Origin of the sequence: Streptomyces sp. CA2R106 (assembly GCF_037034245.1) — a bacterium.
Lineage (GTDB): Bacteria > Actinomycetota > Actinomycetes > Streptomycetales > Streptomycetaceae > Actinacidiphila.
Genome location: NZ_JBAGKC010000009.1, coordinates 172,826 through 194,603, shown reverse-complemented (window position 1 = coordinate 194,603; position 21,778 = coordinate 172,826). Strand labels below are relative to the sequence as shown.

Sequence of the window (21,778 nt, the reverse complement as noted above, 5' to 3'; positions counted from 1 at the left end):
GTATCAACGGGTGCCTGAACACCGGACGTCCTATGACGACCTCATCGACCACCTGGTCCGCACCACGTCGCTGCACCGCGGCGAGGCGGCCCGGGTGGTCATGGACGTCCTGGCGTACTTCGACGAGACGACCGAGGAGTACGTCCGCCGCAGGCACCGCGAGCTCCAGGCGAAGGGCCTGGTCAACACGGAGATCTTCGAGCGGATCAGCGAGGAGCTGCCGCACCGCGCGGTCGCCCCGGCCGCGCTGTCCCAGCGCCAGCTGCGCCGGATCGTCTACGGCTGACCGAGGCACTCCGCCCCACACCCACACCCCCACCGGCTCCACCCACCCCCCAGCTTCACCCACCCCCACCAGGCGCTCAGGGGCGCCGGGCACCCGACAGGTACGACCGAGAGGGACGGCATATGTGCGGAATTGTCGGCTACATCGGCAGGCGCGACGTGGCACCACTGCTGCTGGAGGGCCTGCAGCGGCTGGAGTACCGGGGCTACGACTCGGCCGGCATCGCGATCACCGGCCGATCGGGTGAACTGCGGACCGTCAAGGCCAAGGGCCGGGTGCGCGACCTGGAGGCCCGCGTCCCCAAGCGCTTCGCCGGCACCACCGGCATCGCACATACCCGCTGGGCCACCCACGGCGCGCCCAGCGACGCCAACGCCCACCCGCACCTGGACGCGGACAGCGCGGTCGCCGTCGTGCACAACGGCATCATCGACAACGCCTCCGAGCTGCGCGCCCGGCTCACCGCCGAGGGCACCGCCTTCACCTCCGAGACCGACACCGAGGTGCTCGCCCACCTGATCGCCCGCTCGCAGGCCGACACGCTGGAGCAGCGGGTGAGCGAGGCGCTGCGCTCGGTCGAGGGCACCTACGGCCTCGCGGTACTGCACCGCGACTTCCCGGACCGGATCGTGGTGGCCCGCAACGGCTCGCCGGTGGTGCTCGGCATCGGCGAGAAGGAGATGTTCGTCGCCTCCGACGTGGCCGCGCTCGTCGCCCACACCCGCCAGGTCGTCACGCTCGCGGACGGCGAGATGGCCACCCTGAAGGCCGACGACTTCCGCACCTACACCACCGAGGGCTCGCGGACCACCGCCACGCCGACCACCGTGGAGTGGGAGGCCGAGTCGTACGACATGGGCGGCCACGACACGTACATGCACAAGGAGATCGCCGAGCAGGCCGAGGCGGTGGACCGGGTGCTGCGCGGGCGGATCGACGACAAGTTCGCCACCGTCCACCTCGGCGGGCTCAACCTCGACCCGCGCGAGGCCCGCGGGGTGCGCCGGATCAAGATCCTCGGCTGCGGCACCAGCTACCACGCCGGTCAGATCGGCGCGCAGCTCATCGAGGAGCTGGCCCGTATCCCCGCCGACGCGGAGCCGGCCTCGGAGTTCCGCTACCGCAACCCGGTGGTCGACCCGGACACGCTGTACGTCGCGGTGTCGCAGTCCGGCGAGACGTACGACGTGCTGGCGGCCGTACAGGAGCTCAAGCGCAAGGGCGCGCGGGTGCTCGGCGTGGTCAACGTGGTGGGTTCGGCGATCGCCCGGGAGGCGGACGGCGGGACCTATGTGCACGCCGGGCCCGAGGTCTGCGTGGTGTCCACGAAGTGCTTCACCAACACGGTGGTGGCCTTCGCGCTGCTCGCGCTGCACCTGGGCCGGATCAGGGACCTGTCGGTCGCCGACGGCCGCCGGATCATCGAGGGGCTGCGGCGGCTGCCCGGCCAGATCGACGAGATCCTCAAGGCCGAGCCGGAGATCAAGCGGCTGGCGCTGCACTTCGCGGACGCGAAGTCGATGCTGTTCATCGGCCGGGTGCGCGGGTACCCGGTGGCCAGGGAGGCGTCGCTGAAGCTGAAGGAGGTCAGCTACATCCACGCCGAGGCGTACCCGGCCTCGGAGCTGAAGCACGGGCCGCTGGCGCTGGTGGAGCCGGCGATGCCCACGGTGGCGATCGTGCCGGACGACGACCTGCTGGAGAAGAACCGGGCCGCGCTGGAGGAGATCAAGGCCCGCAGCGGCCGCATCCTCGCCGTGGCCCACCAGGAGCAGGAAAAGGCCGACCACACGATCATCGTCCCGAAGAACGAGGACGAGCTCGACCCGATCCTGATGGGCATCCCGCTCCAGCTCTTCGCCTACCACACCGCGCTGGCGCTCGGCCGGGACATCGACAAGCCGAGGAACCTCGCGAAGTCCGTCACCGTGGAGTGACCGCGCTACGCCCTGGCGCGGGCCGGCTCCCCGGCCCGCGCCAGGGCCACCTCACGCCTCACAACCTCATGGAATGACCACCACCGGCCGCTGCGCCCGCCGCGCCAGCCGCCCGGCCACCGACCCGAAGATCCGCCCGACCATCCCGTGGGTCCCGCCGACCACGATGGCGTCGGCTTCGTACTCCTTGCCGACCTCCTCCAGCTCGTGGCAGATGTCGCCGCCGCGCTCCACCAACACCCAGGAGATCTCGGCGAGATGGTCGGCGCAGGCCAGCTCCAGGCCCAGCACCTCGGTGCGGTGGTCGGGCACGTCCACGAAGACCGGCGGCTCGCAGCCGGCCCACACGGTGGCCGGCAGCCGGTTGGCGACATGCACGATGATCAGCGCGGAGTGCGTTCTGCGGGCCATCCCGATCGCGTAGGACAGCGCGCGCTCACTGGAGACGGAGCCGTCGAAACCGACGACCACGCCGTGCCGGAAGGCCGGATCACAGGCGTGGTGCCGCGCGGTGGCCAGCTCGGGGAGCGCTGCCTCGTCGGCAAGCGGCCTGCCCTCGGCAGGCTCGGGAATGTCATGACCGGCCATGATGGGGATTCTCGGCGAGGGCGGCGCTGACGCGCCGAGCAGCGGACAAGACGTTTCTCGCGGGGCGGGCCGCCGCAGCGGCCGGTTTCGGCCAGTTCACCACTTCCCGTCCCACTCCCTCCACAGTACGGCCGGCGCAAGCGCCTGCACAGGGCCGACGGGCCCTTCACAGGCTCTTCCGTATGTCTTGCGTACCCGGAGTTCCCAGGAGAATGCCGGAGGGAGCCCAAGAGCGCAACGGCACCGCGCCTGTGAGGGCAACGTCATCACGCCAACCGGCGACACGCTTCGGCGCACGGGCGCATCGCGGGGGCGCACCGCCGACACCTCCCCGGCACCTCCCGTCACCGCCCGCCGCCCCGACCCGACCAGCACCGCCCGCACCAGCCCGACGGCGGCCGCGCATGTGCAAGTTCACTCCGGAATATCCCGTACCGCTCTACGCCCATTCAGCGCCGGAGCAGCGATTTTCGGCCAACTTGGCACCGTTGCGCATTCGTTGGCGGCCGCGCGCACTAACACCTGCGCCACCAGCGGTTCTACGATGCGGCAGGACGCGGACAGTGCGGTCCGCAGTCGCAACGGCACGAGGCGTACTTCCCAGCAAGCCGCCAGGGTGAAACGCTTCGTGATCGAATGCTTCACGCCACGTTGCCTTGTCGACTTAGCGTCAGATGGTGAACTTGTCACTAACGCCCCACCTGACACAGTAGATTTGATCATGGGTAACTGCGCTGGACAGCGGGGGATTACGTGCAGGACCGAGGGGACGACGCGTCGATACGAGGGGGGCTTGAGCTCCATGAGCCAGGAGTCCAGTTCCGGTACGGCGGCGGACACTCCGTCGCAAGCACCATCGGCATCGCCTCGCGCCATCCGCAAGCTCTCCGCGCGCCGCCGTCCGGAGGTCGTCGCGGTGCTGCTCTTCAGCGGTGGTCCGATCTTCGAGAGTTCCATACCCCTGTCCGTCTTCGGCATCGACCGGCAGGACGCGGGCGTCCCCCGCTACCGGCTGCTGGTCTGCGCCGGCGAGGAGGGCGCGCTGCGCACCACCGGCGGGCTCGAACTCACCGCGCCCTACGGCCTTGAGGCGCTCGCCCGGGCCGGCACCGTGGTGGTGCCCACCTGGCGCTCGATATCCCAAGCACCGCCGCCGGAGGCCTTGGAGGCGATCCGTCGCGCACACGAGGAGGGCGCGCGCATCATCGGGCTGTGCACCGGCGCGTTCGTACTCGCCGCCGCCGGTCTGCTGGACGGCCGGCCGGCCACCACGCACTGGATGTACGCCCCGACGCTCGCCAAGCGCTACCCGTCGGTGCACGTCGACCCCCGCGAGCTCTTCGTGGACGACGGCGACGTGCTCACCTCCGCCGGAACAGCGGCCGGTATTGACCTGTGCCTGCACGTGGTGCGCACCGACCACGGTACGGACGCGGCCGCGGCGCTCGCCCGCCGGCTGGTCGTGCCGCCGCGCCGGGCGGACTGGCAGACCGGGCAGCGGCACATGGACCGCTCTTTACCGGAGGAGATCGGCGCGGACCCGCTGGCCGAGGTCGTCGCGTGGGCGCTGGAGCACCTCCACGAGCAGTTCGACGTCGAGGCGCTGGCCGCGCGCGCGTACATGAGCCGGCGCACCTTCGACCGCCGGTTCCGCTCGCTGACCGGCAGCGCGCCGCTTCAGTGGCTGATCACCCAGCGGGTGCTCCAGGCGCAGCGGCTGCTGGAGACGTCGGACTACTCCGTCGACGAGGTGGCCGGGCGCTGCGGCTTCCGCTCGCCGGTGGCGCTGCGCGGGCACTTCCGCCGGCAGCTCGGCTCCTCGCCCGCGTCGTACCGGGCCGCGTACCGGGCCCGCAGGCCGCAGGACGACGGTGACCGGGCCGGTTCGGCGCCCGAGGTGCCGGCCGCGCGCCGGGGCGGGGCGAGTGGTCCGGGCGGGCCGGGTGGGCCGGGTGGGCCGGGTGGGCCCGGGAACGGTGCCGGTCACGGCTCTGTGCACGCGCACGGAAACGGTCACGGCGGCGCGGGCGGCCACGGCGGCGGTCACGGTGCCGGTGCCGGGGCCGGGACGGGGGTCGGGCCGGGCAGCGGTACGGGCATCGCTCAGGGCGGCGGCCCGGGCGGCGGCCCCAGCGGCGGTCCGCAGGTGCTGGCCGCACCGCTCAAGGGCGACCCGGACGCGTACACCGCCTCCGCCCGCGTCCCGGAGCAGTCCGGGCGGCCCGATCCGGCCGAGGCGGCCACCCGCGGGCGGCTGCGGGCCGGGCGCGGTCTGGGAGCCGCCCTCCCGGGACCACGTGATCGCCCGTAGGGTGAGACACATGAACGACCGGATGGTGTGGATCGACTGTGAGATGACCGGCCTCTCGCTGGCGCACGACGCGCTGATCGAGGTGGCCGCGCTCGTCACCGACTCCGAGCTGAACATCCTCGGCGAGGGGGTGGACATCGTGATCCGCCCGCCCGCCGAGGCGCTGGAGACGATGCCGGAGATCGTCCGGCAGATGCACACCGCCTCCGGGCTGCTGGAGGAGTTGCCCGGCGGGGTCGACATGGCCGAGGCGGAGCAGACGGTGCTGGACTACATCCGCGCCCATGTCGCCGAGCCGCGCAAGGCGCCGCTGTGCGGCAACTCCGTCTCCACCGACCGCGGCTTCCTCGCCCGGGACATGCCGGCGCTGGAGCAGCACCTGCACTACCGCATTGTGGACGTCTCCTCGATCAAGGAGCTGTCGCGCCGCTGGTACCCGCGGGCGTACTACAACAGCCCGGAGAAGAACGGCAACCACCGCGCGCTCGCCGACATCCGCGAGTCCATCGCCGAGCTGCGCTACTACCGCGAGGCGGTCTTCGTACCGGCCCCCGGCCCGGACACGGACACCGCCCGCGCGATCGCGGCCAAGCACGTCCTGCCGCCGGCCCCGCACGCCGCCCACTGACGGGCGCGTACCCGGCCGCATAAGCGGGCGCGACCACCCCCCGCCACCCTGTACACTTTTCCAAGCGGCGCCGCCCCGACAGGGAAAAGCGCCGCTCATGGTGGGTGTAGCTCAGATGGTAGAGCACCTGGTTGTGGTCCAGGATGTCGCGGGTTCGAGTCCCGTCACTCACCCCAGCTTCACAGGGCGCCCGGCCGCGGAAACGCGGCCGGGCGCCTTTTTGCGCGGCGGCGGCCGGGGCGGAGGGGCGGTCGGGAGCGGCCGGAACGGTCGAAACGGTCGAAGCGGTCAGGCGCCGCGGAGCGCCTGCCGGGCGGCCCCGATCACGCGCTGGGCGGCGGCGCCGTACACGGCGGACTCCCGCAGGGTGCGCCACACCTTCATGTGCGTGGCGACGCTGTCGGCATCCGAGGACGAACTCGACCTCGTCGGGCTGCCGGCTGTCTACCAGCGCACCCGGGACGGTGAACACGTCACGCGGTACCAGACCACCGGGCACTACTTCTACCTGCTCAACGGCGGCAACGCCGTCAACTTCCTGCACGGCGCCAGTGTGGGGCCGTTCATTCACCTCGTGCAGGCGGAGATACTGGCCGCCGTCCGCATGCTCACCCGCGGCGGGCTCGCCCGCGGCATCCACGAGGTCACCGCCGCCGACCGGGCCGTGATCGCCGACACCTGGCTGACCTACTTCAACCGCTGAGGACCCGCCCCCATGCCCATCACCCCCCAGCACCTCCACGCCACCCTCACCACCTACCTGAGCCGGCACCCCGAGGACAAGGACGGCCTCGCGGCCCTCACCGCCGCACTGGAGGTCCACCCCGACACCATCGCCTCGCGCAAGGAGTTCCGCGGGCACGTCACCGCCGGAGCCCTGCTCCTGCGCCCGGACGGACGTGTCCTGCTCGTGGAGCACAAGGCACTGGGGAAGTGGCTCTTTCCCGGCGGGCACCTGGAGGACACCGACACGACCCTCATGGGCGCCGCCCTGCGGGAGTTGGCCGAGGAGACCGGCATCGACCCCGAACAGGTCACCCCCGACAGCCCGTTGCCCCTGCACATCGACATCCACCCCATCCCGGCCAACCCCGCCAAGGACGAACCCGACCACCAGCACTTCGACATCCGGTACCTTTTCCGGACGGCAGCCGACGTGGCCGAGCTCCAGACCGAAGAAGTCCTCGACTACTCCTGGCAGTTCGCCGACCAGATCACCGCCGAGCCCCTCCGCACCCGCCTCCTCGCCGTCCCCTTGAGCTGAGCCCCCCCCTGAGCTCCCCTGAGCCCCACTGAGCCCCCTCACACCGCCGGGGTCGCCGGGAGGGTGATGGAGAGCTGGAAGCCCTCGAAGATGTGGCCCAGGTCCTCGCTGGCGACGCCGGGGCCGTGGTCGAGGACGCTGATGATGAGGTGGTCGTCGTCGCGGTGGTGGGCGGTGACGAGGATGTCGCTGTGCTCGGGGGCGTGCCGGACACCGTTGGCCAGCAGGTTGCCGATGGCGCGGGTGAGTTCGCGCGGGTCGGCCCACAGCATGTGGCCCGCCACGTCGCAGTGGACGACGCGGATGCCGCGCGCGCTCGCCGCGGCCCGCACGTCGACGACGGCGTCGGAGACGATGTCGAGCAACGGCACGAGTTCGCGTTGCAGGTGCAGGGTGCCGCTCTGGAGGGTGGAGAGCGCGAAGAGGTCGTCGACCATGCCGGTCACGGTGTCCACCCGCGCGCGGATGGTGCGGACGTAGTCGGCCGGGTCGGGCGCGAACCCGTCGTCGATCGCCTCGGTCATCGCGCGGATGCCGGCCAGTGGGGTGCGCAGGTCGTGCGAGATCCACGCGAAGAACTGCCGCCTGGCCGCGTCGAGCTTCTCCACCTCCGCACGGGCCTGTGCGAGCTGCACCGAGGTGTCGGCGAGCCGGGCGTGCAGGTCGTTGAACTCCCGCCAGCCGGGCTCGGCCGGTTCCAGCACCGCCCCGGCGGCCAGGTGCCGCGCCGACGCGGACAGTCGTCCGACCGACCGCCGCACCGCGCGGGAGATGGTCAGCCAGGTCGTGGCGAGGCTGATGACCGTGGAGATCGCGATCACCCACACCAGCACCGTCAGGTCGTGCGTGGAGATGAACATCTCGACCATGACCGCGAGGATCGACGACACGATCGAGGTGACCGCCCCGGCCACCACGATCGCGAACTGCGAGGCGACCGGCCCCCTGCGGTTCGCGTGCAACGCCGGGCCGGTGAGCAGGGTGACGGCCGCGGTGCAGATCACCGTGGTCATGACGATGAGGCCGATGTCGGGCAGGGCGAGCATGCGCGGCTACTCCGTTCCGTGCGGGGTGAACCGGTATCCGGCGCCCCATTGGGTGCGCAGGTAGACCGGATGGCGCGGTTCGGATTCGATCTTCTCGCGCAGCCTGCGCACATGGACGGTCACGGTCGCGGCGTCCCCGAAGTTCCATCCCCACACCTCGCCGAGAATGTCGTCCCGGGTGAGTACCTGTCCGGGGTGCTGGACGCCATACAGCAGCAGTTCGTATTCGCGGGTGGTCAGGGCGATCTCGTTCGTGCCGAGCCACGCGCGCCGGCGGGCGGGGTCGATCCGGAACGCGCCCGCGGTGAAGGGCGCGGCGGGGCTCGAGGGCGCGTGGCGGCGTAGTTGGGCCTGCATCCGCAGGGGGAGTTCCTTCATCGCGAACGGCTTGACCACGTAGTCGTCGGCGCCGTGCTCCAGCCCGCTGATGCGCTGGTCGACGGCGCCCAGCGCGGTGAGCATGATGATCGGGATGTCCGAGGTCGCCCGGGCCTGGCGGCACAGTTCGTCGCCGCTGGCCCCGGGCAGCATCCGGTCCACGACCAGGATGTCGGGCAGTCCGTCCGCGAGTGCCTGGCGGGCGGCGTGCCCGTCGCCGTACTGGGACATCGACCACCCGCTGGCCCGCAGATAGTCGCCGAGGACCGTCCGCACCGTCGCGTCGTCCTCGACGATCATCACCCGCGGTGTGTTCTCCATGCCCCGCACGCTACCTATCGGCCGCAGGGTGCCCGCGGTTCTTACAGAGCTGAAAGAACTTCGCGGGCGGCGCCGCGCGAATGCTTTCCTCGTTTCCCGGCGGCCGGGTCGGAAATCTCCGATCCCCGCTGCCACCACCCCCGCCACGAGAATCACCAGAAAAGAAGGACGTACTCCCATGCGTTTCAAAGCCGCCGCCGGAATCGGAATCGCAGCCGTCGCGCTGGCCTTCTGTTCCCGTCCGCGGCGACGGCGTACTCGACCACCCGGCTGCTGGTGCGCCACCATCGGCGGCGTGGCGCGGGCGGCCCGGACCCGGCGGTCCCTCCGCCCCGCTGGCTGTGACGGCCCCGCTCCGGCCCGCCGGCCGCAAGGCACTCCAACCCCGGCCGTGACCGCCGGGCCCCGGCCGGGCCCCCCTTCGGAACTCGAAAAGACGGCGGGCCGCGCGGGCGATTATGGAACAACTCATTGACGCCGAAGGACCGGCCTTGTAGACATCACCTCACCGGAGAGCGCTCTCACCCCGCGCTCCCGCGTCCCTCGCGGACCCCCACCCGGATGAGGAGACACCAGATGCCAACCAGCGCGCCGCCGTCGGTGCGGCCACGGCGTACCCCACGCGACAGGTCCCGGCCCTGTCTCGTGCTCGCCCTCCTGCTCTCGCTGACCGCGGGCCTCGCGCTCGCCGTCACCACGCAGTCGCCGGCCCGCGCGGCCGGTTCGCTGCTGTCCCAGGGGCGGCCCGCCACCGCCTCCTCCACCGAGAACGCCGGCACCCCCGCGTCCGCCGCGGTCGACGGGAACACCGGCACCCGGTGGTCCAGCGCCGCCGCCGACCCGCAGTGGCTCCAGGTCGACCTGGGCAGCGACCAGTCGATCAGCCAGGTGACCCTCGACTGGGAGACGGCGTACGCGAAGGCGTTCAAGATCCAGACGTCCGCGGACGGCACGAACTGGACCGACGTCTACTCCACCACCACCGGTACCGGTGGCGACCAGACGGTCACCGTAAACGGTTCCGGGCGGTACGTCCGGATGTACGGCAGCCAGCGCGCCACGCAGTACGGCTACTCGCTCTGGGAGTTCCAGGTCTACGGCGCCGGCACCGGCAGCCCGTCCGCGTGCGCCGCCGGCAACGCCGCGCAGGGGCGGCCGGCCGCGGCGTCCTCGACCGAGAACGCGGGCACCCCCGCCTCCGCCGCCGTCGACGGGGACACCGGCACCCGGTGGTCCAGCGCCGCGTCCGACCCGCAGTGGCTGCGGGTGGACCTGGGCAGTTCGCAGCCGCTGTGCAGCGTCGGCCTCAACTGGGAGACGGCGTACGCCAGCGCGTACCAGATCCAGGTCTCCGACGACGCGACGAACTGGACCACGGTCTACTCCACGACCACCGCGACCGGCGGCATCCAGAACCTCGACGTCACCGGCACCGGCCGCTACGTGCGCGTCTACACCACCGCGCGCGCCACCGGGTACGGCGTGTCGCTGTGGGAGTTCTCGGTGCACCTGACCTCGGACGCCACCACGCCCCCGCCGACCGGCGGTGACGACTCCTTCTGGGGCGACACCAGCCAGATCCCGGCCGCGAACAACGTGATGGAGGTGGCGATCCTCAACCGGACGAACGGCGCCTACCCCGACAGCCAGGTCTACTGGAGCTTCGACGGGCAGGAGCACTCCATCGCCGAGCAGCCGTACTTCGACATGCCGGCCAACTCCGCGGGCCGGATGTACTTCTACGTCGGCTCGCCGAACAGCCAGTACAACGACTTCATCGAGTTCACCATCGGCCCGGACGTCTTCAACGGCAACACCACCCGCGTCGACGCGTGGGCACTGCCGCTGGCGATCCGGCTGCACTCGCACAGCGGCCAGGACGTCCAACTCGGCGACACCCAGGACCTGTTCACCACCAGCCGGGACCAGGTGTTCCAGGAGTTCCAGGACGCGGTGCCGCAGCAGTTCAAGGTGCTGGCGCAGACCCAGGCGCCGTACCGGATCATCGCCCCGGGCAGCGACCCGAGCTTCCGGGCCGGCGGCGCGAACGCCGACTACTTCACCTCCTATGCCCAGTCGGTCGGCGTGAACGCGGCGACCTCGGACATCTTCGGCTGCGCGGGCACGCTGGCCGGCGACCCCACCACGTGCGCGGCGCTGAACCGGCACACCGCCACTCTCCCGGCCGACGAGCAGCAGGACCCGGCGCGCTTCTACTCCGGGGACCCGGCCAACTGGTACGCCAAGTTCTGGCACGACCACGCGATCAACGGGCTTGCGTACGGCTTCCCGTACGACGACGTGGGCGGCCAGGCGGCCTACACCTCGATGCAGGACCCGCAGTGGATGGAGGTCGCCGTCGGCTTCTGAACGCCCGACGGCGCCCGACGGCCACTGACGGCCCCCGAGAACCGTTTCCCGCGATCCCCCCACAGGAGCCGGCGGGGGCGGGTGCGGCACACGACGCCACGTGTGCCGTGCACCGCCCCCGCCGGCGCGTCCCTCACCTCGCCGAAGGTGAGGGACGCCGGAACCGAGCTCCCGGACCGTGTCCTCGCAGTTCAGGCGTAGCGGTCGATGAGGGCTTCCAGGTATCCCTCCAGCCTGCGGGTCAGGACACTGGCCGTCAGGTCGGTACGGCCCAGTTCACGCCAGGGGACAGCGACCTTCTCCGCGTCCGGGGCGAAAGCCAGCGCATCCAGCAGCCGCCAGTAGAGATGGACGGTGCCGGGTTCGGCCAGGGTCCCTCCCGCGGCGACGTAGCGGTCGGCGAAAGCCATGCCGGCGGGAACCCCGTGGAGCAGGGCGAGGGCGGTCGAGCAGTGGGCCACGTCCAGGTCGGCCGGCCCCCACGAGGTCTCCACCCAGTCGACGACCCCGCTGATCCGGAGGTCATCGTCGGCGCCTGAGAAAAGGACGTTGCCGGGGTGGAAGTCCCGGTGCAGGAAGCACCCCTGATGAGCCGGGGGCTCTCGGCGGATGACGTCGACGGCCCGCTGCCAGAGTTCGGGCCGCTCGGTGGCCGCGGGCACCGTCACCCGCTCGGGAGAGGTCCATGCCTGGTACGCGCGAGGCCGCTGCCGCGCGGTCACCGGCAACCGGTGGATACGCACCAGCTGTCGGGCCAGCAGTTCGGCGCGGTCGTCAGCACCCGCGTCGTCCAGGCGCACGCTCCCCGGCAGCAGGGACATCAGCAAGGAGGGGTGATCGCAGTACCGCGCCGTCGCATCCACCGCCGCGAGTGTGGCCGCGGGCACGTCCGTGTCGCCGAGCAGGCGCAGGACATCCGCCTCGCGGGTCAGCAGGCCCTCCGCGTGCCGGACGAAGAAAGGCGTGACGAAGGACCGCAGGACAAGTGAGCGCCGCCCATCAGGGCCGCTGAGGTCCAGGCGGCGCATCTCCGACGTCCAGCCGCCGCGCAGCCGCACCACCTCCTCGATGCGCTCCCCTTCGGGCAGCCCCTTCTCCACCCAGGAGCGCGTGGCGCCCCACCCCCGACCGCCACGATCGGCGCCGATGTCCTCGGCCCCCTCACCCGTACCCATGGGGGCAGGTTAACCCCCTGCCGCGGCGGTTCCGTCTCAGCGCACGACGAGGAAGAACATCAGCAACCCGAGGGCCACGACGCCGAGGGTGGCCACCAGCGCGGGACTGGGACCGCCCGGGCTCGGGCTGCCGGGGCGGCTGCCGGGGCGCGACTGCCCGGTCCCGCCCGAACTCCCCAGGTCGACGGGGCCGTCGGGGCCGCCGCCGTACTCACTGGGGTGGCCGTGGTGCCAGCCGTGGCGACCGCCGTGGGCGTCCATGCCAGCGCCGAGCGCCGCGCCAAGGCCCGCGTCGGCCGCGTGCCCGCTGTGTCCGCCGTCATGTCCCCCGCTGTGCCCGGCGTCGCCGCCGTGCGCGCCCCCGCCGTCCATGGGTGCCTCCCGGATGCTGTTCCGACGTGTCACCGTACGCAGGGGACGACGACCGGGTGGCGGTGCGCGGTTCCGTGCCGCGGCGCCGTCCGTCCTTGCTAGGGTGCGCCGATGGCAACGACGATCAGGCAGTTCCAGGTCACCTTCGACTGCGCGCAGCCCGAGCGCGTCGCCCGCTTCTGGTGCGAGGTGCTGGGCTATGTGGTGCCGCCCCCGCCTCAGGGGTTCGCCGACTGGGCGGCCTACGACCGCTCGCTGCCCGCCGAGCAGCAGGGCGCGAGCTTCGCCTGCGTGGACCCCTCCGGCGTGGGCCCGCGGCTGTACTTCCAACGCGTCCCCGAGGGCAAGGTCGTCAAGAACCGGGTCCACCTGGACGTCCGAGTCGGCACCGGGCTCGTCGGCGACGAACGGCTGGCCGTGCTCCGCGCCGAGTGCGACCGCCTGCTCGCGCTCGGCGCAACCCTCGTACTGGAGCAGGTGGCGGACGAGGAGAACGAGTCCTGCATCACCATGCAGGACATCGAGGGCAACGAGTTCTGCCTCGACTGACCGGCCCGCCGGCCCGGCATCCGGACGGAACTGCTGGTGGTCCGCTCGTCAGTTCCGGGCGGCCGCGGGCGCGCGGCGCTCGTCGGGTTCGCCGCGAAGGCGCACGGGCAGAGTCGGCCCGACCTTGTTCGCAGCGTGCCGGATGCAGCCCGCGTTGGGCCGACCCGTACAGGAAGTCTGAGGATGGCGCGAACCGAGTATTACGACGACCCGGAAGCACCGAAGCCGAACAGCCTTGTGGTCGCGGCATCGGCCGTCGTCACGGACGACGAAGGCCGTATCCTGCTGCAACGCCGGACGGACAACGGCCTGTGGGCACTTCCGGGCGGCGGAATGGACATGGCCGACTCGCTCCCCGGGACCGCCGTGCGAGAAGTCAAGGAGGAAACGGGGCTGGACGTGGAGATCACAGGACTGGTCGGCACCTACACCGATCCGCGCCACATCATCGCGTACAGCGATGGGGAGGTACGCCGCCAGTTCAATGTGTGCTTCACGGCGCGGGTGACCGGCGGATCGCTGGCCATGTCCGATGAATCGACGGAACTTCGTTTCGTCGCCCCCGGCGATATCGAGACGTTGCCGATGCATCACACCCAGCGCCTGCGGCTGACCCACTTCCTCGAGAATCGCGCTGCACCCTACCTCGGGTAGCGGGCCGGTCGCTCGTGCCGGGGGTGGGGCGCCGAGGTCACCGCGGGTCGGGGGCGGAGTGGGTGTCGAGGAGGGTGCGGAGGAAGGTGAGGGATTCGGCGGGGAGGAGGGCGGTGTCGCGCAGGGCGTCGAAGGCGACGCGTAGGGCTTCGACGTCTTCCGGGTCGTCGGTGAGGTGGCCGCTCCAACTGCCCTGGGTGTAGGCCACGGTGGAGCCGTCGCGCAGGGAGATCAGCTCCAACGAGCCGCGCAGGTGGTGCGGTCCGGCCGCGAACGGCACGACGTGCAGCGCGATCCCCGGCCACTGGGCGGCCTCGATCAGGTGCTCCAGCTGGGCCGTCCACGTCTGCGGGTCCCGCGCCTTGCGCCGCAGCGCCGCCTCGTCGATCAACGCCCGGTAATACACCGGCTCCGAGCCGGCCAACGCGGATTGGCGCTCCAACCGCTCCGCGACTTCGGCCGCCACCTGCTCCTCGGGCAACTGCGCCCCCTCCAGCTGCTCCAGGGCATACGCCCGGATCTGGAGCAGGTCGGGAATCGCGTGGCCGGCGTACTCACGGATGCGGGCCGCGTTCACCTCGAACGGCGCCGGACTCCGTACGAGCTGGTCCGTCGTCTCGCGCTTCGCCAGGCGCCACAGCCGCTCCAGCAGGTCCCCGGTCCCGTACACCTTGTCCAGCATCCGGGCCACCTCCAGCGTGCCCAGGCGCTGCCCGCGCTCCAACCGGTGCAGGTACGACTGCTCGTACATGCACAACGCGCCCAACTGCATGTAGCTCATCCCCGCCTTCTCGCGCAGCGCGCCGAGCTGACGTGCGTACAACGCCCGCGCCGAATACGGGTCCGAGGCGATGACTGCCTCGTTGACCCCGACCCTGTCGGACATACGGCTCCCCTCTCCTCTTCGCTCGATCCTTCATTTCGTACGGCCGGGTCGGCGGTTCAACGGGGCAAACCCGTCCCTGACCAGCGCGAACGCGCACTTCCGGGCATGCTCAACTCCTCTCCGTAGCGAGACCACTACCGCTTGGCGCCACTGTCCTCTAGGGTCAAAACGCGATCAACCTGCAAAACAGGAAAGAAAGGTTGTTGAAGAGTGGTCAATCGCAAGGAGTTGGACCCCGAAGCCAGCCCCGAGGCCGCGTACGGGGCACGAATCCGCAGTACGCGGGAAGCGCGCGGCTGGAAGCAGGAGGACCTCGCGACCGAGACGGGATATGCCAGCACGCATATTTCGGCCGTCGAAACTGCTCGTAAGGTTCCAACTCTTCGATTCTCCCGCAGCGTTGACATAGCCTTCGGCACCGGCGACGGCACGGACAGCTTCGAGCGCGAGTGGCGCCAGATCCGCCACGGCTCCCTCCTGGAGGGCTTCCCGCACTACGTCGGCTACGAGGGCCGGGCGGTCGAGATCCGGCTGTACAACATCGGGATCATCCCCGGGCTGTTGCAGACACCGGAGTACGCGCGGGTGCTGGTAGACAGCGCGGTAAAACGGGGCGCCATCACGCCCGCACAAGCGGATGAACGCCTCGCGTTCCTGGCGGAACGGCAGGCAGCCCTGATACGGCCCCGGCCGCCGATGATGTTCGTGACCATGGACGAGAGCTGCCTTCTCCGGCCCATCGGTGGCCCAGCCGTCATGGACGCTCAACTGGCGCGGTTGATCGAGTTCGCCGAGCAGCCGAACACGTTGTTGCAGGTCGCGCCGTTCGAGATGGCCGAACGCCGAACGCTCGACCTGCCGGTCAACCTGCTGACCATGGCGGACCGGTCCGTTCTCTGCTATGCCGAGTCACAGGCCCAGGGGCACCTGGACAGGGAGAACGTGTCCGTGGTGCCCATGCTGACGGCCTACCATCAACTCCAGGCCGAAGCGCTGTCGCAGGCGGCGTCCGTGGCCATGATCCGCCAGCTACGAAAGGGCATGTCGTGACGACCGAGTCCCCCCGTTGGTTCAAGTCCTCCTACAGCAACAACGGCGGCGACTGCGTCGAGGTCGCGGCCAACCTCGTTGACGTGCAGGGCGTCGTCCCCGTACGCGACAGCAAGAACCCGGACGGGCCCGCACTGGTCTTCCCCACCGACGCGTTCGCGTCGTTCGTAGCCGGGGTCAAGGCCGGAGAGTTCGGCACCGTCTGACACGGGTAGACATGGCCTGCGCCGCTGACGGAGGGCGGCGCAGGCCATGCCGACCGCGAAGGGCCCCCATGACACACCCCATGACGACCGAGTCGCCCCGTTGGTTCACGTCCTCCCACAGCAACAACGGCGGCAACTGCGTCGAGGTTGCCGCCAACCTCGTTGACGTACACGGCGTCGTGCCCGTACGCGACAGCAAGGACCCGGGTGGGCCCGCACTGGTCTTCCGGGTGGACGCGTTCGCCTCGTTCGTAGCGAGCGTGAAAGCAGGGGAGTTCCCCGTCGCCTGACCGGCGGCCCGAAGGAAGAGGTTCGGCATGGCGCGCAACGCGGTGGTCTTCCACGGCACGGGGGCGAACCCCGAGGTGGCGTGGTACCCCTGGCTGGCCGGGCGGTTGGCCGCGCGCGGCTACACCGTGGACGTGCCGCACTACCCGGACCTGAACGTGGAGCCGATCGGCACGTTCCTCCCGAAGGTACTGGCGGCGCAGCGGTTCGACGAGGACACGGTCCTGGTCGGGCACTCCGGCGGCGCCGCCCTGCTGCTGGCCGTGCTGGAGCACATCGAGGTGCGGGTGGCGCAGGCAGTGCTCGTCGCCGGGTACGCGACGCGGCCGAACGACTCCGCGGAGCCGGTGCTCCAGGACACCTACGACTGGGCGGCGATCAGGTCGCACGTTCGGGACTTGTACTTCATCAACTCCCGCAAGGACCCTTACGGTTGCGACGAGCACCAGGGGCGGGCGATGTTCGAGCGGCTGGGCGGCACCCAGATCGTGCGCGACGACGGGCACTTCGGGGACTACGACCAGCCGTACGACACCTTCGAGCTACTGGACCGGTTGATCCCCTGAGGCTCAACCGCCGTGCCACACAGACGAGTTGTTCTCACACCGACTCGCGCCGCACCAGCTCCGTCGCCAGCACCACATGCCGCCGCACCGACGTCCGCTCGGCGATCTCCTCCAGCAGCACCCGCGCCATGGTCCGGCCCATCTCCTCCGTCGGCTGCCGCACCGAGGTCAGCGCCGGGTCCATGTGCCGGGCGATCGCCGAGTCCTCGAAGCCGACCAGCGCCACGTCGCCCGGCACGCTGCGGCCCTCCTCGCGCAGCACCGCCCGGGCGCCGGCGGCCATCACGTCGGACGCGGCGAACACCCCGTCCACGTCGGGCCAGCGCGCCAGCAGCTCCCGCATCGCGCGGCGCCCGCCCTCCTCGGTGAAGTCCCCGGCGGCGGCCAGCTCCCCGTAGCCGGCGCCGCCCGCGGCCACCGCCTGCCGATAGCCCTCCAGCCGGGAGCGCGCCACGTACATGTCCGGGGGCCCGGTGATCGTGGCGACCCGGCGCCGCCCGCGCTCGATGAGGTGGGCGACCGCCGCCCGCGCCCCGCCCACGTTGTCGGCGTCGACGTAGGACACCGACTCCAGGTCCGAGCGCCGCCCGTTGAGCACCGCGGGCATGTCGAGCTGTTCCAGCAGGTCGGGCAGCGGGTCGTCCTCGTGGACCGACACCAGCAGCACCCCATCCACCCGGTGCGCCTCGAGGTACTGCGCGAAGCGCGCCCGCTCCTTCGGCGTCCTGATCAGTGTCAGCAGCAACTGCATGTCGGTGTCGGCGAGTTCGGCGCCGATCCCGCGGATGATGTCGGAGAAGTACGGCTCGGCGAACAGCCTGGTCTCCGGCTCGGGAATGACCAGGGCGATCGCGTCGGTGCGGTTGCCGGCCAGGGCCCGCGCGGCTCGGTTCGGCACGTATCCCAGCTCGGCGATCGCCGCCTCCACGGCCGTCTTCGCCCGCTCGCTGACCCGCGGTGAGCCGTTGATCACCCGGGACACCGTGCCGCGCCCCACCCCCGCGCGCGCGGCGACCTCCTCAAGGGTGGGCCGTCCGCTGCGCCGACCGTGCATGGTCACTGGAGCCTCCTGTACTCACTGCGCGCCACCTTAGCGCGAGGTCCTTCCACCGGGACGAAGCTCCTGAGAGCGCTCCCACGTTACAAGTACCCGTGCCAGGGCCCAGGTGCCGCCCGTACGACTCCTTACGTTCAAGAAGTGACCATCCGTCCGTCCCGGACACGTTCCGGCAACGAAATCGACTTCACATCTTGACACTGACCCCTCGCAGGCATGAGTGTTCCGGCAAGCCTAGTGGGAGCGCTCCCACGCATTGCATCCGACGATCACCGCGTCGTCACCACCCGGGGACAGCTCCACCAGCACCACACCGCACCACCGCACCACCGCACCACCGCATCGCACGCACCACCGCACCGCACGGCCCACCCTGACAAGGAGAGTGGAATGCGCACTTTCGGCAGAACCCGCAGGACCGCAGTCATCGCGGTCGCGGGTCTCGCAGCCTGCGCGACCCTGATCACCGGTTGCAGCAGCAACAGCGACAACGACAGCAAGGGGGGGTCGTCCAACGAGAAGATCACGCTGCGCATCGGTGACTACGGCGCCTTCGGCTACGACGACAAGACGGGCGCGAAGCTCTTCGCCGAGTACCACAAGCTGCACCCGAACATCACCATCAAGGAAGACAACGTCTCCGACAGCGGCGTCTACTGGAACTCGCTGAAGCTGCACCTCAACCAGAACAGCGGCCTCGACGACATCCAGGCGATCGAGATCGGCTTCGTGGCGAACGCGGTCCAGCCGCAGTACGCGAACAAGTTCGTGGACTTCAAGACGGTCAAGGGCTTCAACGCCAGTGACTGGCTGGACTACAAGGAGAAGGAGGCCACCACCTCCGACGGCAAGATCATCGGGGTCGGCACCGACGTCGGCCCGACCGCGATCTGCTACCGCAAGGACATGTTCAAGGCGGCCGGCCTGCCGACCGACCGCAACGCGGTCGCCGCGCTGTGGGCGGGCGACTGGCAGAAGTTCGTGAACGTCGGCAAGCAGTTCCAGGCGAAGGCCGCCAAGGGCGTGTCCTTCACCGACTCCGCCGGCGGCCTGTTCAACGCGGTGCTCTCCAGCCAGACCACGCAGTACTCCGACCAGAGCGGGAAGCTGGTCTACGACAGCAGCCCCGGCGTGCAGACCGCGTGGAACCTGTCCGCGGAGGCGGTGCAGGACGGCCTGACCGCCAAGCTCCAGCAGTTCGACACCAGCTGGACCTCGGCGTTCAAGACCAACAAGTTCGCCACCGTGGCGTGCCCGAGCTGGATGCTCGGCCAGGTCGCCTCGGACTCCGGTCCGGCCAACAAGGGCAACTGGGACGTCGCCGCACCGCCGCAGGCCGGCAACTGGGGCGGTTCGTTCCTCGCCGTGACGAAGGCGAGCAAGCACGCCGCCGAGGCCGAGGCGCTGGCCCAGTGGCTGACCGCCCCGGCGCAGCAGGTGAAGGTCTTCCAGAAGTTCGGCAACATCCCGTCGACCAAGGGCGGCCTTGACGACCCGGCGGTGGCGAACACCACCAACGCGTACTTCCCGGGCACCCCGATCGGCAAGATCTTCTCGGACACCGCGCACAACATCCAGCCCGCCCCGATCGGTCCGAACGACGGCACCGTGAAGGACATCATCACCAAGAACGGGCTGCTCGACATGGAGCAGCACGGCACCAGCAAGGACACGGCCTGGAACAAGGTCAAGTCCACGGTGAAGGACCAGGTCAGCACGGGCTGACCGGCGTCGGGGCCGTCCGGCAGTGACTCCCACCTGCCGGGCGGCCCGTGTCCGGGGCCCAGCGCCCCTCTTCTCCCCCGCCCCCGGTCGACATCCGTCGACACCCGCTGATCCCCTACCGGAAGGACGCCACTCGTGGCCACCTCCGTCAGGGCGACGTCCGACGGCAGCCCCCGGTCGTCCCGGACCGACGCCCGCAAGAACCGCAAGAGCGGCGACCCCGGCCCGCCCGGCGGCTGGCGCGCCAAGGCGTTCCGGCTGGACACCAAGGCCTCGCCGTACGCCTACATCGCCCCGTTCTTCCTCTGCTTCGCCGCCTTCGGGCTGTTCCCGCTGATCTACACCGGCTGGCTCTCCTTCCACCAGGTGCAGTTGGGCACGCACGCCACCTGGGTCGGCTTCGACAACTACACGACGCTGTGGGACAACAGCTTCTTCTGGACCGCGCTGCGCAACACCTTCACCCTCGGGGTGATCTCCACGGTGCCGCAGCTGCTGATGGCGATCGGCCTGGCCCACCTGCTCAACTACCAGATGCGGGCCCGCGGTTTCTTCCGGGTCGCGATCCTCGCGCCGTACGCGACGTCGATCGCCGCCGCCACGCTGGTCTTCATCCAGCTCTTCAACCCCGACTACGGCCTGATCAACGAGGTCTTCCGCCACATCGGCATCGGGAACGTGCAGTGGGCGTCGTCCAAGTGGCCGGCGCAGATAGCGATCTCCTCGATCGTGACGTGGCGCTGGACCGGCTACAACGCGCTGATCTACCTGGCCGCGATGCAGGCGGTCTCCGCCGACCTGTACGAGGCGGCCGCGCTCGACGGTGCCTCGCGCTGGCGGCAGTTCATCAGCGTCACGGTCCCGTCGATCCGCCCGACGATCTTCTTCACGATCATCGTCTCCACCATCGGCGCCACGCAGCTGTTCGGTGAGCCGCTGATGTTCGGCGGCAACGTGGGTGTCTCCGGCGGCTCCAACCACCAGTACCAGACCCTCAGCCTGTACATGTACGACAAGGGCTGGCAGGTCGGCGAGCTGGGCCAGGCGTCCGCCGTGGCCTGGGTGATGCTGCTGATCCTGCTGCTCATCGGCGCGGTCCAGCTCCTTGTGATGCGCAGCAACCGCCGGAAGCTTGGGAGCTGACGATGGCACAACTCACCCAGCCGATCCCGTCAGCCGGGCCCCGGCACTCCTCCCCCGAGCTGCGCAAGCGGCACCGGCTGCGCGCCCGCAGCGCCGGCGGCCAGCAGAAGGCCGGCCCGATCGCGTACGTGCTGCTGATCCTGGCCACGCTGGTCTCGCTGTTCCCGCTGTACTGGACCGTGGTGGCGGCCTCGCGCACCGGTACCGAACTGGTCACCCCGCCGACGCCGTTGCTGCCCGGCAGCCACCTCGTCGACAACCTGAAGATCGTGTGGGACCAGGTCGACATGACCAAGGCCCTGATCAACTCCACGATCGTGGCGGGCTGCGTGGCGGTGAGCACCGTGCTCTTCGCGACGCTGGCCGGATTCGCCTTCGCCAAGCTGGAGTTCCGCGGCCGCAACGCGCTGATGACCCTCGTGGTGGCGACCATGACGATCCCGCCGCAGCTCACCGTGATCCCGCTCTACCAGATCATCACCAAGGTGGGCTGGGTCGGGCACATCCAGTCGGTGATCCTGCCGTCGCTGGTGGCCGCGTTCGGCGTGTTCTTCATGCGGCAGTTCCTCTCCGAGGCGCTGCCGGTCGAACTGGTCGAGGCGGCGCGGGTGGACGGGGCGCACAGCCTGCGGATCATCTGGCACGTGGTGTTCCCGATCGCCCGGCCGGGGATGGCCGTGCTCGGGATGCTCGTCTTCGTGCAGTCCTGGAACGACTTCTTCTGGCCGTTCATCGCGCTGAACCAGCAGAACCCGACGGTGCAGGTCGCGCTGCAGGGGCTCGGTTCCGGTGACCACACGATCAACCAGGCCGTGGTGGTGTGCGGGGCGCTGGTCGCGACGCTGCCGCTGCTGCTGGTCTTCGCGGTGCTGGGCCGGCAGATCGTCGGCGGGATCACCGCCGGCGCGGTCAAGAGCTGACGCCGCCGCGGCCGGCGCGCCCGTTCGCACCCTTCCCCGGCACCCACTCCGTCCGCGG

23 protein-coding genes, 1 tRNA gene and 1 pseudogene are annotated in these 21,778 nt (G+C 70.5%); 17 read left to right on the top strand and 8 right to left on the bottom strand.

Annotated elements, in window-relative coordinates:
- Nucleotides 1–10 precede the first annotated feature (10 nt).
- Nucleotides 11–286 (top strand): hypothetical protein, encoded by a 276-nt coding sequence (locus WA788_RS16305; RefSeq protein ID WP_335977918.1) that lies wholly within the window; start codon nt 11–13, stop codon nt 284–286.
- A 122-nt stretch (nt 287–408) separates the two neighbouring features.
- Nucleotides 409–2,223, top strand: coding sequence for a glutamine--fructose-6-phosphate transaminase (isomerizing) (glmS, locus tag WA788_RS16300; RefSeq protein ID WP_335977916.1), 1,815 nt, complete (start codon nt 409–411; stop codon nt 2,221–2,223).
- 66 nt (nt 2,224–2,289) lie between these two features.
- On the opposite strand, the gene WA788_RS16295 is transcribed toward glmS, so the two are convergent.
- The gene (locus WA788_RS16295) at nt 2,290–2,811 is read right to left on the bottom strand and encodes a universal stress protein (protein ID WP_335977915.1); all 522 of its coding nucleotides are present in this window, start codon (nt 2,809–2,811) and stop codon (nt 2,290–2,292) included.
- Nucleotides 2,812–3,613: 802 nt separating this feature from the next.
- Between WA788_RS16295 and WA788_RS16290 the strand changes: the two genes are divergently transcribed.
- From WA788_RS16290 to WA788_RS16280, 3 genes are all read left to right on the top strand, one after another.
- Nucleotides 3,614–5,122, top strand: a complete 1,509-nt coding sequence (locus WA788_RS16290) for a helix-turn-helix domain-containing protein (RefSeq protein ID WP_335978084.1) — start codon at nt 3,614–3,616, stop codon at nt 5,120–5,122.
- 10 nt (nt 5,123–5,132) lie between these two features.
- A complete protein-coding gene (gene orn / locus WA788_RS16285) occupies nt 5,133–5,750 on the top strand; it encodes an oligoribonuclease (protein ID WP_335977913.1) in 618 nt (205 codons plus the stop codon).
- 100 nt (nt 5,751–5,850) lie between these two features.
- Nucleotides 5,851–5,926 (top strand) — tRNA-His (locus tag WA788_RS16280).
- Nucleotides 5,927–6,038: 112 nt separating this feature from the next.
- Here the strand turns inward: WA788_RS16280 and WA788_RS36075 are convergent.
- Nucleotides 6,039–6,158, bottom strand: a pseudogene (locus WA788_RS36075) (transcriptional regulator); the annotation flags it as partial.
- On the opposite strand from WA788_RS36075, the gene WA788_RS16275 reads away from it, so the two are divergent.
- Together WA788_RS16275 and WA788_RS16270 are read left to right on the top strand one after the other, a co-directional pair.
- Complete coding sequence (locus WA788_RS16275; RefSeq protein WP_335977911.1) at nt 6,139–6,453, top strand: hypothetical protein; 315 nt, start codon at nt 6,139–6,141, stop codon at nt 6,451–6,453. The pseudogene WA788_RS36075 and the gene WA788_RS16275 overlap by 20 nt on opposite strands.
- 12 nt (nt 6,454–6,465) lie before the next feature.
- Entirely contained in the window at nt 6,466–7,014 is a 549-nt protein-coding gene (locus WA788_RS16270) for an NUDIX hydrolase (protein ID WP_335977909.1), read from the top strand.
- 38 nt (nt 7,015–7,052) lie between these two features.
- Here WA788_RS16270 and WA788_RS16265 read toward each other — a convergent pair whose 3' ends face one another.
- Nucleotides 7,053–8,060 carry a sensor histidine kinase gene (locus WA788_RS16265; RefSeq protein ID WP_335977907.1) on the bottom strand — a complete coding sequence of 336 codons (1,008 nt, stop codon included), beginning with the start codon at nt 8,058–8,060 and terminating at the stop codon, nt 7,053–7,055.
- Nucleotides 8,061–8,066: 6 nt separating this feature from the next.
- Nucleotides 8,067–8,759, bottom strand: a complete 693-nt coding sequence (locus WA788_RS16260) for a response regulator transcription factor (RefSeq protein ID WP_335977906.1) — start codon at nt 8,757–8,759, stop codon at nt 8,067–8,069.
- Nucleotides 8,760–9,335: 576 nt separating this feature from the next.
- Here WA788_RS16260 and WA788_RS16255 point away from each other — a divergent pair.
- Nucleotides 9,336–11,129, top strand: a complete 1,794-nt coding sequence (locus WA788_RS16255) for a discoidin domain-containing protein (RefSeq protein WP_335977904.1) — start codon at nt 9,336–9,338, stop codon at nt 11,127–11,129.
- 191 nt (nt 11,130–11,320) lie between these two features.
- Here WA788_RS16255 and WA788_RS16250 read toward each other — a convergent pair whose 3' ends face one another.
- Nucleotides 11,321–12,304, bottom strand: a complete 984-nt coding sequence (locus tag WA788_RS16250; protein WP_335977902.1) for a phosphotransferase family protein — start codon at nt 12,302–12,304, stop codon at nt 11,321–11,323.
- Between the two features lie 36 nt (nt 12,305–12,340).
- A complete protein-coding gene (locus WA788_RS16245) occupies nt 12,341–12,709 on the bottom strand; it encodes a hypothetical protein (RefSeq protein WP_335977901.1) in 369 nt (122 codons plus the stop codon).
- 78 nt (nt 12,710–12,787) lie between these two features.
- Between WA788_RS16245 and WA788_RS16240 the strand changes: the two genes are divergently transcribed.
- Entirely contained in the window at nt 12,788–13,225 is a 438-nt protein-coding gene (locus WA788_RS16240; protein WP_335977899.1) for a VOC family protein, read from the top strand.
- A 183-nt stretch (nt 13,226–13,408) separates the two neighbouring features.
- The gene (locus WA788_RS16235; RefSeq protein WP_335977897.1) at nt 13,409–13,879 is read left to right on the top strand and encodes an NUDIX domain-containing protein; all 471 of its coding nucleotides are present in this window, start codon (nt 13,409–13,411) and stop codon (nt 13,877–13,879) included.
- A gap of 37 nt (nt 13,880–13,916) precedes the next feature.
- Here the strand turns inward: WA788_RS16235 and WA788_RS16230 are convergent, their stop codons facing one another.
- Nucleotides 13,917–14,765 (bottom strand): helix-turn-helix domain-containing protein, encoded by an 849-nt coding sequence (locus tag WA788_RS16230; RefSeq protein ID WP_335977895.1) that lies wholly within the window; start codon nt 14,763–14,765, stop codon nt 13,917–13,919.
- Nucleotides 14,766–14,975: 210 nt separating this feature from the next.
- Between WA788_RS16230 and WA788_RS16225 the strand changes: the two genes are divergently transcribed.
- The 4 genes from WA788_RS16225 (at nt 14,976) to WA788_RS16210 (ending at nt 16,875) form a co-directional block, all read left to right on the top strand.
- Nucleotides 14,976–15,815, top strand: coding sequence for a helix-turn-helix domain-containing protein (locus WA788_RS16225; protein ID WP_335977894.1), 840 nt, complete (start codon nt 14,976–14,978; stop codon nt 15,813–15,815).
- A complete protein-coding gene (locus WA788_RS16220; RefSeq protein ID WP_335977892.1) occupies nt 15,812–16,021 on the top strand; it encodes a DUF397 domain-containing protein in 210 nt (69 codons plus the stop codon). The genes WA788_RS16225 and WA788_RS16220 overlap by 4 nt, the downstream gene beginning before the upstream one ends.
- Nucleotides 16,022–16,101: 80 nt before the next feature.
- Nucleotides 16,102–16,311 carry a DUF397 domain-containing protein gene (locus tag WA788_RS16215; RefSeq protein ID WP_335977890.1) on the top strand — a complete coding sequence of 70 codons (210 nt, stop codon included), beginning with the start codon at nt 16,102–16,104 and terminating at the stop codon, nt 16,309–16,311.
- Nucleotides 16,312–16,338: 27 nt separating this feature from the next.
- Complete coding sequence (locus WA788_RS16210) at nt 16,339–16,875, top strand: RBBP9/YdeN family alpha/beta hydrolase (protein WP_335977888.1); 537 nt, start codon at nt 16,339–16,341, stop codon at nt 16,873–16,875.
- A gap of 34 nt (nt 16,876–16,909) precedes the next feature.
- Here WA788_RS16210 and WA788_RS16205 read toward each other — a convergent pair whose 3' ends face one another.
- Nucleotides 16,910–17,929, bottom strand: coding sequence for a LacI family DNA-binding transcriptional regulator (locus tag WA788_RS16205; RefSeq protein ID WP_335978082.1), 1,020 nt, complete (start codon nt 17,927–17,929; stop codon nt 16,910–16,912).
- A gap of 393 nt (nt 17,930–18,322) precedes the next feature.
- Between WA788_RS16205 and WA788_RS16200 the strand changes: the two genes are divergently transcribed.
- From WA788_RS16200 to WA788_RS16190, 3 genes are all read left to right on the top strand, one after another.
- The gene (locus WA788_RS16200) at nt 18,323–19,657 is read left to right on the top strand and encodes an ABC transporter substrate-binding protein (protein ID WP_335977887.1); all 1,335 of its coding nucleotides are present in this window, start codon (nt 18,323–18,325) and stop codon (nt 19,655–19,657) included.
- 135 nt (nt 19,658–19,792) lie between these two features.
- Nucleotides 19,793–20,800 carry a carbohydrate ABC transporter permease gene (locus WA788_RS16195; protein ID WP_335977886.1) on the top strand — a complete coding sequence of 336 codons (1,008 nt, stop codon included), beginning with the start codon at nt 19,793–19,795 and terminating at the stop codon, nt 20,798–20,800.
- 2 nt (nt 20,801–20,802) lie between these two features.
- Complete coding sequence (locus tag WA788_RS16190; protein WP_335977883.1) at nt 20,803–21,720, top strand: carbohydrate ABC transporter permease; 918 nt, start codon at nt 20,803–20,805, stop codon at nt 21,718–21,720.
- Nucleotides 21,721–21,778 lie beyond the last annotated feature (58 nt).

Bases quoted from the DNA above. Each gene is read 5' to 3' on its own strand.
- glmS (WP_335977916.1), top strand. From the start codon at position 409: ATGTGCGGAATTGTCGGCTACATCGGCAGGCGCGACGTGGCACCACTG.
- WA788_RS16190 (WP_335977883.1), top strand. From the start codon at position 20,803: ATGGCACAACTCACCCAGCCGATCCCGTCAGCCGGGCCCCGGCACTCC.
- WA788_RS16230 (WP_335977895.1), bottom strand. From the start codon at position 14,765: ATGTCCGACAGGGTCGGGGTCAACGAGGCAGTCATCGCCTCGGACCCG.
- WA788_RS16250 (WP_335977902.1), bottom strand. From the start codon at position 12,304: ATGGGTACGGGTGAGGGGGCCGAGGACATCGGCGCCGATCGTGGCGGT.
- WA788_RS16295 (WP_335977915.1), bottom strand. From the start codon at position 2,811: ATGGCCGGTCATGACATTCCCGAGCCTGCCGAGGGCAGGCCGCTTGCC.
- WA788_RS16255 (WP_335977904.1), top strand. From the start codon at position 9,336: ATGCCAACCAGCGCGCCGCCGTCGGTGCGGCCACGGCGTACCCCACGC.
- WA788_RS16205 (WP_335978082.1), bottom strand. From the start codon at position 17,929: ATGCACGGTCGGCGCAGCGGACGGCCCACCCTTGAGGAGGTCGCCGCG.
- WA788_RS16200 (WP_335977887.1), top strand. From the start codon at position 18,323: ATGCGCACTTTCGGCAGAACCCGCAGGACCGCAGTCATCGCGGTCGCG.
- WA788_RS16240 (WP_335977899.1), top strand. From the start codon at position 12,788: ATGGCAACGACGATCAGGCAGTTCCAGGTCACCTTCGACTGCGCGCAG.
- orn (WP_335977913.1), top strand. From the start codon at position 5,133: ATGAACGACCGGATGGTGTGGATCGACTGTGAGATGACCGGCCTCTCG.
- WA788_RS16265 (WP_335977907.1), bottom strand. From the start codon at position 8,060: ATGCTCGCCCTGCCCGACATCGGCCTCATCGTCATGACCACGGTGATC.
- WA788_RS16210 (WP_335977888.1), top strand. From the start codon at position 16,339: ATGGCGCGCAACGCGGTGGTCTTCCACGGCACGGGGGCGAACCCCGAG.
- WA788_RS16270 (WP_335977909.1), top strand. From the start codon at position 6,466: ATGCCCATCACCCCCCAGCACCTCCACGCCACCCTCACCACCTACCTG.
- WA788_RS16260 (WP_335977906.1), bottom strand. From the start codon at position 8,759: ATGGAGAACACACCGCGGGTGATGATCGTCGAGGACGACGCGACGGTG.
- WA788_RS16215 (WP_335977890.1), top strand. From the start codon at position 16,102: ATGACGACCGAGTCGCCCCGTTGGTTCACGTCCTCCCACAGCAACAAC.
- WA788_RS16235 (WP_335977897.1), top strand. From the start codon at position 13,409: ATGGCGCGAACCGAGTATTACGACGACCCGGAAGCACCGAAGCCGAAC.
- WA788_RS16290 (WP_335978084.1), top strand. From the start codon at position 3,614: ATGAGCCAGGAGTCCAGTTCCGGTACGGCGGCGGACACTCCGTCGCAA.